10 protein-coding genes are annotated in these 13,226 nt (G+C 68.6%); 5 read left to right on the forward strand and 5 right to left on the reverse strand.

The genetic code is table 11. The features are described from left to right. Positions 1-22: 22 nt before the first annotated feature. A complete protein-coding gene (locus FBF36_RS03430) occupies positions 23-640 on the reverse strand; it encodes a DNA-3-methyladenine glycosylase I (protein WP_034492751.1) in 618 nt (205 codons plus the stop codon). Positions 641-799: 159 nt separating this feature from the next. On the opposite strand from FBF36_RS03430, the gene tsaD reads away from it, so the two are divergent. Further along, positions 800-1,846 (forward strand): tRNA (adenosine(37)-N6)-threonylcarbamoyltransferase complex transferase subunit TsaD, encoded by a 1,047-nt coding sequence (tsaD, locus tag FBF36_RS03435; RefSeq protein WP_009397225.1) that lies wholly within the window; start codon positions 800-802, stop codon positions 1,844-1,846. Here the strand turns inward: tsaD and FBF36_RS03440 are convergent. Beyond that, the gene (locus tag FBF36_RS03440; RefSeq protein WP_009397226.1) at positions 1,811-2,584 is read right to left on the reverse strand and encodes a TetR/AcrR family transcriptional regulator; all 774 of its coding nucleotides are present in this window, start codon (positions 2,582-2,584) and stop codon (positions 1,811-1,813) included. The genes tsaD and FBF36_RS03440 overlap by 36 nt on opposite strands. 120 nt (positions 2,585-2,704) lie before the next feature. Between FBF36_RS03440 and FBF36_RS03445 the strand changes: the two genes are divergently transcribed. Next, complete coding sequence (locus FBF36_RS03445) at positions 2,705-6,505, forward strand: ABC transporter ATP-binding protein (protein WP_009397227.1); 3,801 nt, start codon at positions 2,705-2,707, stop codon at positions 6,503-6,505. A gap of 25 nt (positions 6,506-6,530) precedes the next feature. Here the strand turns inward: FBF36_RS03445 and FBF36_RS03450 are convergent, their stop codons facing one another. Together FBF36_RS03450 and FBF36_RS03455 are read right to left on the reverse strand one after the other, a co-directional pair. After that, entirely contained in the window at positions 6,531-7,763 is a 1,233-nt protein-coding gene (locus tag FBF36_RS03450) for a glutamate--cysteine ligase (RefSeq protein ID WP_009397228.1), read from the reverse strand. A 79-nt stretch (positions 7,764-7,842) separates the two neighbouring features. Next, positions 7,843-9,111: a class I SAM-dependent methyltransferase gene (locus FBF36_RS03455; RefSeq protein WP_009397229.1), complete on the reverse strand. Its 1,269-nt coding sequence runs from the start codon at positions 9,109-9,111 to the stop codon at positions 7,843-7,845. A gap of 195 nt (positions 9,112-9,306) precedes the next feature. Here FBF36_RS03455 and FBF36_RS03460 point away from each other — a divergent pair, with 195 nt between their 5' ends. Together FBF36_RS03460 and groES are read left to right on the forward strand one after the other, a co-directional pair. Further along, positions 9,307-10,104 carry a vancomycin high temperature exclusion protein gene (locus FBF36_RS03460; protein WP_009397230.1) on the forward strand — a complete coding sequence of 266 codons (798 nt, stop codon included), beginning with the start codon at positions 9,307-9,309 and terminating at the stop codon, positions 10,102-10,104. A gap of 249 nt (positions 10,105-10,353) precedes the next feature. Further along, positions 10,354-10,650 carry a co-chaperone GroES gene (groES, locus tag FBF36_RS03465; RefSeq protein ID WP_009397231.1) on the forward strand — a complete coding sequence of 99 codons (297 nt, stop codon included), beginning with the start codon at positions 10,354-10,356 and terminating at the stop codon, positions 10,648-10,650. Positions 10,651-10,838: 188 nt separating this feature from the next. On the opposite strand, the gene FBF36_RS03470 is transcribed toward groES, so the two are convergent. Beyond that, positions 10,839-11,141 (reverse strand): WhiB family transcriptional regulator, encoded by a 303-nt coding sequence (locus tag FBF36_RS03470; RefSeq protein WP_009397232.1) that lies wholly within the window; start codon positions 11,139-11,141, stop codon positions 10,839-10,841. Positions 11,142-11,559: 418 nt separating this feature from the next. Between FBF36_RS03470 and guaB the strand changes: the two genes are divergently transcribed. Further along, positions 11,560-13,122: an IMP dehydrogenase gene (gene guaB / locus FBF36_RS03475; protein ID WP_009397234.1), complete on the forward strand. Its 1,563-nt coding sequence runs from the start codon at positions 11,560-11,562 to the stop codon at positions 13,120-13,122. Positions 13,123-13,226 lie beyond the last annotated feature (104 nt).

Raw genomic sequence — 13,226 nt, forward strand, 5'->3', positions numbered from 1 at the left:
CGAAGGAGACAGCCAGGCTGGGCTATGCCCACACCCCGGAGGCGCCGCGACGGTGGGAGCCGACCAGGTGGGTGTCAACGATCCCGATCGCCTCCATGAGGGCGTACATCGTCGTCGGACCGACGAAGCGGAAACCGCGGCGCTTGAGCTCGCGGGACAGGGCCGCCGACTGCGGTGACTGGGTGGGGATGTCCGCGAGTCGGTGCGGTCGTGGGGTCGTCTCCGGCTGGTAGGACCACACGAGGCCCGCCAGGCCGCCGTCGACGTCATCGGCCTGTCTCAGACGCAAGGCTGCGCGGGCGTTGGTGATGGTGGCCAGGATCTTGGCCCGGTTGCGCACGATCCGCGCGTCTCCCAGCAACCGGTCCACGTCCTCCTCCCCGAAGCCGGCCACCGCCTCCGGGACGAATCCGGCGAAGGACTCACGGAAGGCCGGCCTCTTGCGCAGGATCGTCGCCCAGGACAGGCCCGACTGGAAGGCCTCCAGGCTCAGACGCTCGAACACGCCCCGCTCATCGCGCACCGGCATGCCCCACTCGGTATCGTAGTACTCGCGCAGCAACGGGTCGGCGGCGGCCCAGGCCGGCCGGGCCAGGCCATCGTCACCCACTACCAGGTCCGGGTTGTCGGGCTCCGTCACGGGTGCCTCCTCGTCGGTGATGCGTGAGAGTCGTCCGGCCAATATCGCATCCCGGTCGACTCGTCCCAACGGTAGCGGTGACGGCGGCCTCGTGGTCCATGCCCGCCTCACCCAGGCCTTGTCCGTCGCCTGCGTCGGCAAGCGATAGGCTGTGGACCTGTGAGCGACCCCCTCATTCTCGGTATCGAGTCCACCTGCGACGAGACCGGCGTGGCCCTCGTGCGCGGCCGCGAGCTCCTCGCCGACGTCACCGCCACCTCCATGGACCAGTACGCGCGCTTCGGCGGCATCATCCCCGAGATCGCCTCACGCGCCCACCTGGAGTCCTTCCTGCCGACCCTCGACGCCGCGCTGGAGAAGTCCGGTGTCGACCTCAGCGAGGTGGACGTCGTCGCCGTGTGTGCCGGTCCCGGGCTCGTCGGCTCCCTGACCGTCGGTATCTCCGCCGCCAAGGCGCTGGCTGCGAGCCTGAACCGACCGGTCTACGGCGTCAACCACGTCATCGGCCACCTGGCAGTCGACGAGCTGGTCGACGGTCCCCTGCCGGAGCGCTTCGTCGGACTCATCGTCTCCGGCGGCCACTCGAATCTTCTGTGCATCCGGGACATCGCCACCGACGTCGTCGAGCTCGGTGGCACTCTCGACGACGCCGCCGGCGAGGCCTTCGACAAGGTCGGCCGGCTCCTGGGCCTGCCCTACCCCGGTGGCCCGCACGTGGACCGGCTCTGCCAGGAGGGCGACCGCAGTGCCATCCGCTTCCCCCGAGGTCTGGCCGCAGGCAAGGACAAGGAGCGCCACCGCTACGACTTCTCCTTCTCCGGCCTTAAGACCGCCGTGGCCCGCTACGTCGAGTCCCTGGAGGACGCCGGCCAGGAGGTACCCGGTGCCGACGTCTGCGCAGCCTTCTCGGAGGCCGTCAACGACTCCCTGACGGCCAAGGCGGTCCAGGCCTGCCTGGACACCGGCTGTGACACGCTCGTCGTCGGGGGCGGCTACTCGGCCAACTCCCGCCTGCGGTCCCTGGCCGCTGAGCGCTGCGAGGAGGCCGGAATCGCCTTGCGTCTGCCGCCGCTGCGCTTCTGCACCGATAATGGTGCACAGATCGCCGCCCTGGGGTCAGCGGCGGTGCGAGCCGGTGTCGCCCCTAGTCCCATGGACTTCGCCCCGGACTCAGGGATGCCGTTGGACGTCAGCATCGCCCACTGAAACCGGCTGCTCTCCAGCATCCGTTGCGCTCAGGGCCCGGCCAGCGGCCACTCCCCGGATGATGATCTCGATCTTGCGGTCCAGGCCACCCCGCTCCAGCCAGGTCTCGTTCGGAGTCAGTGCCTCCGGCAGACCCGGCGCCTGTGTGGTAGCCGCAAGCCGGCTCGCCTCTTGCAGTCCCGTGGAGTTGTCCCGGCCGGAGGAGAAGGTGCTCGGTGCCGGTTCCTGCCCTGACGTCGGTGCGGGCATCCCGGAGCGTCCGACGGGGGAGCGCATGATCTCGATCTGTGCGTGCGTGGAGATAACGGTATCGCCGACGAAGTCCAGAACCACTCCGGCCTCCTCGGTGCTCAGTCCTCCGTCGACCAGGACCTGACACGCCTCGGACACAGGTCCGGCGAAGAGCTGATGCGCCCAGGGCACCCCCATGATGACGCCGGCCAGGCCGGGGTGGCGCTCCAGCATCGCCCAGATGGCCTCAGCATGTACTCGGACCGTATCGGGCCAGCTCGCCCTGGGAGAGGGGATCTCGACCTGCGCGGCGATCCGCTCCAGGCAGGCGGCCAGAAGGTCTTCGCGTGAGGAGATCGTCCGGTACAGCCCGGAGACCGCCACGCCCATGCGCTTGGCCACGGCGGTGAGCGTGAACTCCGCGATGCCGAGCCCAAGTGCAGCCTCGACCACGTCGTCGCGAGTGAACCCGGGCCGTGGGCCCGTGGGCTTGCCCAGTCGTGCCATGGTCCAACCGTAATGCGTTCGCAGAATGCTTGCCCGTGGTTCAGCACAGAGAGTAAGGTGCACCTTAACCAGAACTGAAGGACTTTCAGTATTAGATCTGGCACTGGATGGAGGCTCCTGATGAGCAAGCAGACAACGCCGTCGGCCCTGCCGACGACATCTCAGCCCGTAACGTCCCAGCCACTGCTCGCCGAGTCGACCCCTACGGCCGAGTGCGCCGCCGAATCCCGCCCTGCCGGCTCCGGCGGTCCGGAAGCGACCGCACAGGCGGGTGCAGGAGACAATGCCCAGCGCTCCCGTGAGGGACAGACCGCCATCGCCCGCCTGGGCGCCCCCATCCGTGTCAGGCTGCGGATCGGGCAGGTTCTCGTCCTTCTCTCCGCGGTTCTCGCAGTTGCGCCCTATATCGCGCTGGTCCAGCTCGGTGACATTCTCCTGGATGCCTACCGGGCAGGCGTGAGTCCCGACTCGCAGCGAGTGCACAGCGCCGTCATGATGCTCGTGAGCGCGTACTCCGCGCGACTGTTCCTGTACTTCATGGCGCTGCTCATCACCCACCTGGCCGACCTCTCCCTTCGGGACCGGCTGCGCCGCGACATCGTCGAGCGCATCTCCCACGCCCCACTGGCCTGGTTCACCGACTCCACTTCCGGCCGCATCCGCAAGGCCGTCCAGGATGACACAACCACCGTGCACACGGTCATCGCCCACGGCCCCGTCGAGCGCCTCAACGCCGTCGTCACCCCCCTGGCGCTGCTCACCTGCGCCTTCTGGATCGACTGGCGCCTGGCCTTGCTGGCCCTGTCCACGCTCATCCTCTACGTGCTGACCTACTCCGTGTCTCTACGGGGCATGAATGAGAAGACCGTCGAGATGGACCGCAAGCTGGCCGCGGTCTCCTCCAGCATGGTCGAGTTCGTCTCCGGTATCGGCGTGGTCAAGGCCTTCGGTCGCGTCGGGCGCGCCCACTCGGCCTACCTCACTGCGGCCGACGAGTTCTCCTCCTTCTACCGGGCCTGGGCGATGCCCCTGGTGACCGTCGCCTGTCTGTCCTTCACCTGGGTGTCGATCCCTGTGCTGCTCCTGGTCAATCTCGGAGGAGGGGCGCTGCTCATGCATGCCGGGGTGGTCACCCTGCCCCAGGTCCTGACCACCACCCTCATCGCCCTGGTCCTTCCCGGCGCTCTCACCACCATCGCGTCGATCTCCTGGTCCTACCAGCTGGCCGGAGCGGCGGCGCTGCGCCTGTGCGAGGTCCTCGACACCCCCATGCTGCCCACATCGGACTCCCCGGAGCGGCCCCGGTCGGCGCGGGTGGAGATCGAGCACGTCTCCTTCTCCTACGGGGACACCCTCGCCGTCGACGACGCCTCGCTGACCCTGGAGCCGGGAACCGTCACAGCCCTGCTGGGCCCCTCCGGCTCGGGCAAGTCGACGCTGGCCACCCTCATCGCCCGCTTCGCCGACCCCGACGCGGGAGCCGTGCGCATCGGTGGGGTGGACCTGCGTGACATGGATGAGGACACGCTGTACTCCACCGTCTCCTTCGTCCTTCAGGACGCCCAGCTGCTGGGCACCACAGTGCGGGAGAACATCTCGCTCGGGCGTCCCGACGCCGACCTGGAGCAGGTGCGCGCCGCCGCCCGGGTCGCCCGCGTCGACGAGGAGATCATGGCTCTGCCGGACGGCTACGACACCGTCCTGGGACAGGACACGGGTCTGTCCGGCGGGCAGGAGCAGCGCATCGCCATCGCCCGCGCCATCCTGCTGGACACCCCCGTCATCCTGCTCGACGAGGCCACCGCCATGGCCGACCCCGAGTCCGAGGCTGAGATCCAGGAGGCTCTGAGCGCCCTGGTGGAGGATCGCACCGTCCTGGTCATCGCCCACCGTCCGGCCGCAGTGCGCGGCGCCCACCGCATCGCCGTCATGGACCGTGGCCGCATCGTGGCCTGCGGCAGCCACGACGATCTGCTGGATGAGCCCCACTACCGTGCCCTTCTGCGGCAGACCGGTGAGCTCGACGATGTCGAGACCCCGGCCGCCGACAAGACCGCCAGGAGCTCCACGAGCTCGCCGGCTCTCAGTGCCGACTCGACCGGCTCGGCTCGTGCTGAGGACGAGGTGGATGACGTCAATGCGACCCGGGCCGCTGGTACGGGTTCCCCGCTCAGCACGCGCTCGCTGCTGGCCCGCTTCCACCGGCTCATGGTCGAGTCCTCCTGGCGGCAGACACGCAGCTGCCTCATCCTGGCGGCGGCCAACGGGATGACGGTGGGACTGGCGCTTCTGGTACTCCTGCCCGCAACGGTTGCCCTGGGCTCCGGTGCGCCCCGCTGGGGCCTGTCCTTCGGGAGCTGGCTCCTCGTCCTGGTCGTCCTCGGCATCGGGGCGGCCGCGCTGGAGTTCCAAGGACAGCGCAAGGGCATGTCCGGGGCACTCGGCTTCATGCACGACGTCCACCACGCGGTCGGCGACCAGATCGCTCGCCTCCCGCTGCGCTGGTTCACCTCCGACTCCGCCGGAACCCTGTCCCGGGCCGTCAGTCAGGAGATGGTGTCGCTGGGGGAGTCCGCCGCCCACTTCATGTACCGGCTCACCTCCACGACCGCGGCCTGCGCCGTCGTCTGGGTAGGCTCGTGGGCGTGGGACTGGCGACTGGGCCTCCTGCTGACGGTCGCCGCGCCGCTGCTCGCCGGCTTCGTCCGCACCGCGCGCCGTCTGCTGGACCACGGCAAGTCGATCTCCGAGCCCGCCGAGCGCGAGCTCGCCACCCGGGTGGTCGAGATCGCCCGCTGCCAGGGCGCCCTGCGCTCATGCCGGGCCGCCACCGGCTACAGTCGCCTGACCGCGGCCTTCGACGACGGTGCCCGGGCCTCCGGGCGCGCCCTGTGGTGGGAGACCGCGGGCAATATCGTCAATGGTGTTCTCAGTCAGGTCATCATCGTCGCCTTGATCACCCTGACGGCCTCGCGCGCCGTCGGTGGCACCATGGAACCGTTCGTGGCCGTGGCCATCATCGGTATGTGCCTGCGCTTCACCACCATGATTGATGAGATCGGCTCCAACGTCATGGGTATGGAGGAACGTCGCCAGATGATGAACCATCTCGATGCCGTCATGGATGCCGAGCTCATGGCTGAGCCCGAGAATCGCAGCGACCTGCCCGTCCCCGGCACTGTCGGACTTGACGACGTCGTCTTCGGCTACCGGGCCGACGAGCCTGTGCTGGACGGGGTGTCACTGGACGTCCCGGCGCGCAGCATGTGCGCGATTGTGGGGCCCTCCGGCAGCGGCAAGACGACTATCGCGCGGCTCTTGGCCCGCTTCTGGGACGTCGACTCGGGAACGGTACGGGTGGGCGGCACTGACGTGCGCGACATGCCGACCGCTCAGCTCATGGAGCAGCTCTCCATGGTTTTCCAGGACGTCTACCTCTTCGATGACACCCTGGCCGCCAACATCCGCATCGGCAACCCTGCGGCTGACGACGAGCAGGTTCGCTGGGCCGCGGACTTGGCCGGCGTCACTGAGATCGTCGAGCGGCTGCCACACGGCTGGGACACCCGTGTGGGAGAGGGCGGGCGCGCCCTGTCCGGGGGTGAGCGACAGCGCGTCTCCATCGCACGGGCACTGCTCAAACGCGCGCCGATCGTGCTGCTCGATGAGGCCACCAGCGCCCTGGATGCTGAGAACGAGGCCAACATTGTGGCCGCCATGCAGGAGCTGCGGAGAACCTCGACGCTCATCGTCATCGCCCACAAGCTCGAGACGATCGCTGCCGCCGACCAGGTCGTTGTCCTCGACGACGCCGGACGCGTCGCCCAGCGGGGGCGCCACGATGAACTCGTGTCCGTCGAGGGGTCCTACCGCAGCTTCTGGGAGCAGCGCACCCGGGCGCGCGGTTGGTCCCTCGTCTAGAGGAGCAGCGCGAGGGAGGTGTGGCTCAGGACTTGCCCGCCAGTGAGAGCACCTCGGTGGGGCGCAGAGGCCTGCCTGCACGTGCCTCGGCCAGCAGCAGCCTGACGGCCGCCTCCCGCTGCCCTCCATAGGCCCTGACAGCAGCGATCTGGCGCTGGTAGGAGGCCCCCGACTCCAAGGTGGCGCGCACGGAGTCCAGCTCGGCGGCGCAACCGAGATCCTCGGCGACCGGGGCGAGATCGGTGAGCATCCGCTCGACCGTGTCTCCCACCAGCTCCTCCTCACCCGCGGAATTGACGATGAGGATCGCGTCCATGCCGTAGCGGGCCGAGCGCCACTTGTTCTCGGCGACATACCAGTCGGGCAGCACATCGAGCTCCTCGCCCCGGTCCAGGGTGCGGGAGAAGGACTCCACGAGGCACTGGGTCAGCGCTGCCATCCCGGCCAGCTCGGTGAGGTTCGTCGCGGCATCGCAGGCCCGCACCTCGATGGTCCCCAGGCGCGGAGAGGGACGCACGTCCCAACGGATCTCGGTGAAGTCCTCGATGACACCAGTGTGGACCAGGTCCCCGGTGTAGCTCTCCAGCTGCTCCCAGGTACTGAACTGCTCGGGCGCGCCGGCGGTGGGCAGCTGCTGGAACATCATGGCGCGGTTGTCCGCGTATCCCGTGTCCGCACCGGCCCAGAAGGGGGAGGAGGCGCTCAGGCACTGCAGGTGGGCGGTGCGTGTGAGCAGGGCCTTGAGGATCGGTAGGGCCTTGGCCCGGTCCTCGACACCGACGTGGACGTGGGTGCCGAAGATGAGCATCTGGTGGCCCCACAGCCGGGTGCGGTCCACGAGACGTGCGTAGCGCTCGGCGTTGGTTACCTTCTGCACCAATGGGTCGGCGAAGGGGTGGGTCCCGGCCGAGGCGAGGTCCACGCGCAGGCGATCGGTGACGGGGAGAACGCTGTCGAAGGCGAATGCGATGTCCTCCATGCACTCGGCCACGGTCCTTCGTGCCCCGGAGACCAGCTCGATGGTGTTGAGCATCATCTCACCGTGCACGTGCGGGTCCGGGCCCACCTTCTGGAGGATCTCCTCGGCGCACTGGCGCAGGTCAAGGCTGTCTCGGTCGATGAGCGCCAGCTCCCACTCGACCCCCAGCGTGGAGCGGGCCGAGCTGGCGAAGTGAAGGGACTGGGGACGGCGAGCCGGTGGCAGCTGAGCGTCAGCGGACGCGGCGCTCGGGCTCGTCGTGTCAGTCGTGTCCTGCATGTCCTGGTCTCCTCGGGTTCCTCAGGTCCCTCGCGGGCGCTGGCAGGGTGAGTGGTCTCTCGTCGCGGGAAAGGGCCTGTCACATCGGCGGGTGAGCCGATGAGACGCCGGTGATCGGTTCGACGACGAGAACGGCGCCCTTCGCCTTGTCTCCCACCCGGGTCAGGATCCAGGTCTCCGACTCCCGACCGCTGAGCCTCAGCGAGGCACGCAGGTCGTCGGGGGAGACGTCGACTCCGCGCTTGAGGATCTCCAAGCGCCCGATACCGAGCTCGCGGACACGGGCACGCAGGGCCTTGAGCCGTAGCGGCAAGACCTCGGTGAGCCGGAAGGAGCGCACAAAGGGGGTGGTTGCCTCATCGGGGAGCCGCTCTCCCGTGAGGTAGCCGATCCGGGGCCCCACCGGCCGGGCGTCCAGGGCCTCGCAGAGGTGGGCGACGAGCCCGGCGCGCACGGCGGCGCCGTCGGGAACGTGGATGATGCTGCCCAGGTCGTCGGGCGAGCTGATCGGGTCGACCTGGATCGGCGGTTGTGAGGGGTCGGTGGTGCTGGGATCGACCAACGTGTGGACGCTCGCACCATCCGCCCCTGGGCGCAGGATCAGTGCGGAGCGCCCGGGACCCTCCGGTGCCAACGGTCCGCACCAGATGGCAGCCTCGACGACGTCGCCGTCCACGCTCACCCACTGAGTGTGGGCATCCCGCGGCAGTGCGGCGTGGTCGATGCCGGGAGCGACCTTGACGCCGAGAGCGGGCACGGACTCGCGCAGCGCGAGCACCTGCGACAGGGCCGGCGACCACTGCTCCGGGTCGGTGATGCGCCGCCCGTCGGCGCGGCGGGCAGGGTCGGCGAAGACGGCGTCGACCCCACGCTCGACCAGGTCGATCTCCAGAGCGTCGGCGCACTCGACGGTCGCGTGGGGGAAGGGCATGAGGTTGATGGTGGCCAGGGCGGCCGCGGCCTCATCGCGGTCGACGGCGAGCACCGGCAGGTCGAGCCCGGCCAGGGCGACGGCGTCGCCACCGATCCCGCAGCCCAGGTCTGCGACCTTCGACACGCCCGCGGCCGCGTAACGGGCCGCATGGTGAGCCGAGACCACCAGCCGGGTGGCCTGCTCCAGGCCGTCGGCGGTGAAGAGCATCTGCTGGGCGAAGGGCCCGAACTTCGCCGTGGCCCGCTCGCGCAGGCGCTGCTGCGTCAGCGCGGCCGCCACCAGGGCGGGGGAGTGGCCCTCCTCGCGCAGGGATCGTCCCAGGGACAGGGCCTCGGACGGGTCGTAGGGGGGCAGGGAGGACAGAAGCTCCCAACCCTCGGGGGTCAGAAGGAGCGCAACGTGGTTCTCAGCCATCACCCCCGATCATTCCACGGAGAACCTGCCAGTGGGCGTGATGTTCACTGGGTGGAGCGGGAAGGGCCCGAAGCGAGGAGACCGGGAGGGAGCTGGGGAATTCTGCCGGGCAGACGGGTGAGTAGGGTTGGGGGCCGAGGTTCCGCACGCCGGTGGGGCCGGACGGTGCAGGACGGGAAGGCGGGCGGGCGACTGATGACTGAGGAGGAGCCGCGACTCGGTGTCCCTCATGCGGGCAACGCCGCGGAGCTCAAGGACGACGAGGTGAACTCACCACAGGGGCCTGACACTGCGGGCCGACCCGGGGTGCTGCGGCGACTGCTGCGGTTCTCGCTGGCAGCCATGGGTGTGGTGACCCTCCTGGCGGCCGGGGCCAGTATCTGGGCGTGGACCGTCAGTGCCGGGCATATCGAGGTCGCCGGTGAGGACAGCGGCGACGGTGAGGCGGTCAGAGCGCCGGTGGCGATCGTCCTGGGGGCGGCCGTTCACGCCGACGGTCAGCCCTCGCCCTGGCTGGCCCACCGCCTCGATGTCGCTGCCGACCTCTACACCAGCGGCCGCGTCGAGGCGATCCTGGTCTCCGGGGACAACCGGCGCGCCGGTTACGATGAGCCCACTGTCATGCGCAGGTACCTCCTCTCTCAGGGGATCCCTGATCAGGCGGTCGCCGTGGACTACGCGGGCTTCGACACCTACGACACCTGCGTGCGGGCGCGCCGGGTCTTCGGGATCGAGCGGGCCCTGCTCGTGACCCAGGATTTCCATGAGCCGCGCGCTGTCGCCATCTGTCGCTCGGTCGGCGTCGACGTCGACGGTGTCGGCGACTCGCGGGCCCGCAGCGACCGCATCGGGTGGATGGTCAGCTGGATGCGCGAGCGCCCGGCGGCGATCAAGGCCGTCATCGATGTCGTCGCCCGGCGGGACCCGACCCTGGGACGCCGAGAGACGAGTGTCGCGGAGGCCATCGTCTGGACCCGGGAGCACCGACGCTGACGAGGGCTGACGCCCACGGCGAAACCGCCGCCACGCTTTGGCACTCGCGTTGACTGAGTGCTAACGCCGTCGTAGATTCTCCGTCAGGCGCAGCGGGGTGCCCGCCCGGTCCTGGGACACAGGCTGGCACCTTCTGCGACTCGCGCTCCTGCATCGTGCCGGACCGATCCCCGCGACGGCGGTCGGGCACGCCTGGGGAGGGCGAACAAGCCGTTCTACTGCACGTTGAAGAGAAGGAGGAGGTCTCCAATGTCGATCTCCATCAAGCCGCTCGAGGACCGCATCGTCGTCCAGACCGTTGAGGCCGAGCAGACCACCGCATCCGGCCTGGTCATCCCCGACACTGCCAAGGAGAAGCCCCAGGAGGGCAAGGTCGTGGCCGTGGGCCCCGGCCGCGTCGACGACTCTGGCAAGCGTGTGCCCGTCGACGTCGCCGAGGGTGACGTCGTCATCTACTCCAAGTACGGGGGCACCGAGGTCAGCTACGCCGGTGAGGACTACCTCATCCTGTCGGCGCGCGACGTCCTGGCGGTCGTCACCAAGTGACCCGTTGAGCTCGTGTGCGCCGCCCGGCGCCACGGCACACTGAACTGAAAGGGGAGGCACCTTGGGGTGCCTCCCCTTTCAGTGTGCGCGCACAGTGCCTACCGCACGTATGCGCCGTGTCCGGACGATTGTCTGGATGTTGAGCTGGGAACGTCCAAACTGTCGATTCCCTGAAACAGGGCGGAGCATTAGGCCGGTTCGTTGGTGAAGCGGCGTGCTTGCCGCTCGTAGTAAGCGCGCCGTTCCTCCTCACTCATGCCTCCCCAGACGCCATAGGGCTCGCGAGTGCTCAGGGCGTGGTCCCGGCACTCCTCCAGGACGGGGCAGTCCTGACAAATGGCCTTTGCTCGTTCGTCCCGTCGTCGACGGGAACCGCCTCTCTCTCCTTCGGGGTGGAAGAAAACCGAGGATTCCATGCCGAGGCAGGACCCCCGATACTGCCACTCCCAGAGGGTGGAGATCGGACCGGGCAGACGCGATGAGTCGTGCATTGCCTCCCTCCCCTCCTTTGGATATGGCGGTCGAGCACACCGAACTTGATGCGCTATACCTAACGATAAGATCGCACGGCGCGTTGATCAAGAAGAATCATTCTATCTCACAATGAAATTTTCTCCAGATTTGCTGAATGCTTGCGTTCTGGCTGTCTGAAAACGTGCGCCAGAATGTGGCGCTCGAATAGCAGAAACGTTTTGTGAATGATGTGTGTCTGAGGAGTGTCTTTTTTCTGAAACGTTCCGCATTCATTGTCGCTTTACTTTTGGGGCGCTCGTCACCTCAGTGCGGTGGTTCCGACGTCGGAGCGGCTGTAGGGTCGAGTGCTCGGCCTCGTCGCTCTGGGCGCTCTGGTGCCGGGCGGCTCGACGGTGCGGGTGGGCCGGTGGCGCGGACAGGCCGATACCGGCGGATATGCACAGGGTGGTCAGGTCGTCCTACGATGTCCCCGTGAGCGACTCGATCACCAGCCCCGACGTCTTTGCCCCCACCGGACTCACTTACGACGACGTGCTCCTGCTGCCCAGGCTGACCGACGTCATTCCCTCCGATGTCGATACGACCTCCAGGCTGACCCCGAGGATCAGCCTGGCCACCCCGCTGCTCTCAGCCGCTATGGACACTGTCACCGAGTCGGACATGGCTATTGCCATGGCGCGTCAGGGGGGTATCGGCATCCTCCACCGCAACCTGTCCATCGAGGACCAGGCCCAGCAGGTGCGGCGCGTCAAGCGCTCGGAGTCCGGCATGGTCACCGACCCGGTGACCGTCGGACCGGACGCCACCATCGCTCAGCTCGACGGGCTCTGCGGTCACTACAAGGTCTCCGGCCTGCCGGTCGTCGATGCGGGAGGCAACCTTCAGGGGATCATCACCAACCGCGATCTGCGCTTCGTCCCACCGGAGCGCTGGGCGAGTCTGACCGTGCGCGAGTGCATGACGCCGCGTGATCGCCTCATCACCGGCGCGACTGGCATCTCCCGGGAGGATGCCAAGGCGCTCCTGGCTGAGCACCGTATCGAGAAGCTGCCCCTCGTCGACGCCGAGGGACGCCTCACCGGTCTCATCACTGTCAAGGACTTCGTCAAGACCGAGCAGTACCCCCACGCCACCAAGGACGCCGAGGGGCGCCTGGTGGTGGGTGCCGCCGTCGGCTACTGGGGAGACACGTGGGAGCGTGCCGGGGCCCTGGCCGAGGCCGGCGTGGACGTCCTCATCGTCGACACCGCCAACGGCGGCGCCAAGCTGGCGCTGGAGATGATCTCCCGCCTGAAGTCCGATTCCGCCTTCGGTGGCATCGAGGTCATCGGCGGCAACGTCGCCACCCGTGAGGGAGCCCAGGCGCTCATCGACGCCGGGGTCGACGCGGTCAAGGTCGGGGTGGGGCCGGGCTCCATCTGCACCACGCGCGTCGTCGCCGGCGTGGGGGTACCCCAGGTGACAGCCATCTACGAGGCCGCCCGCGCCTGCAATCCCGCCGGGGTCCCCCTCATCGCCGACGGCGGCCTGCAGTACTCCGGTGACATCGCCAAGGCCCTGGTGGCCGGCGCGGAGACGGTCATGCTCGGCTCCCTGCTGGCAGGCTGCACGGAGTCGCCCGGCGACCTCGTCTTCGTCAACGGCAAGCAGTGGAAGCGCTACCGCGGCATGGGGTCGCTGGGTGCCATGAGCTCGCGTGGACGCACCTCCTACTCCAAAGACCGCTACTTCCAGGCCGACGTCTCCTCCGACTCCAAGATCGTCCCCGAGGGCATCGAGGGGCAGGTCCCCTACTCCGGAGCACTGGGTGACGTCGTCTACCAGCTCATGGGCGGGCTGCACCAGTCCATGTTCTACGTGGGCGCGCGCACGATCCCCGAGCTCAAGGAGCGCGGGCAATTCGTGCGGATCACGAGCGCCGGCCTCAAGGAGTCCCACCCCCACGACGTCAAGATGACCGTCGAGGCGCCCAACTACACCGGGCGAGACGGGGTCTGAGGTGCCGGCAGCCCCAGCTGTCCCGACAGATTCAGCACACACTGCCGCTCGGGGGGGGGGCCAGCCGGAGTGATCCGGCCGGCCCCCCGCGTTGGGCGTCCCTT

This window comes from Actinomyces sp. oral taxon 171 str. F0337 (assembly GCF_005696555.1).
Lineage (GTDB): Bacteria > Actinomycetota > Actinomycetes > Actinomycetales > Actinomycetaceae > Actinomyces > Actinomyces oris_E.

Excerpts from the sequence above, each read along its gene's own strand:
- FBF36_RS03440 (WP_009397226.1), bottom strand. The coding sequence starts at position 2,584 with ATGGCACGACTGGGCAAGCCCACGGGCCCACGGCCCGGGTTCACTCGC.
- FBF36_RS03445 (WP_009397227.1), top strand. The coding sequence starts at position 2,705 with ATGAGCAAGCAGACAACGCCGTCGGCCCTGCCGACGACATCTCAGCCC.
- FBF36_RS03450 (WP_009397228.1), bottom strand. The coding sequence starts at position 7,763 with ATGCAGGACACGACTGACACGACGAGCCCGAGCGCCGCGTCCGCTGAC.
- FBF36_RS03455 (WP_009397229.1), bottom strand. The coding sequence starts at position 9,111 with ATGGCTGAGAACCACGTTGCGCTCCTTCTGACCCCCGAGGGTTGGGAG.
- FBF36_RS03460 (WP_009397230.1), top strand. The coding sequence starts at position 9,307 with ATGACTGAGGAGGAGCCGCGACTCGGTGTCCCTCATGCGGGCAACGCC.
- groES (WP_009397231.1), top strand. The coding sequence starts at position 10,354 with ATGTCGATCTCCATCAAGCCGCTCGAGGACCGCATCGTCGTCCAGACC.
- FBF36_RS03470 (WP_009397232.1), bottom strand. The coding sequence starts at position 11,141 with ATGCACGACTCATCGCGTCTGCCCGGTCCGATCTCCACCCTCTGGGAG.
- guaB (WP_009397234.1), top strand. The coding sequence starts at position 11,560 with ATGCACAGGGTGGTCAGGTCGTCCTACGATGTCCCCGTGAGCGACTCG.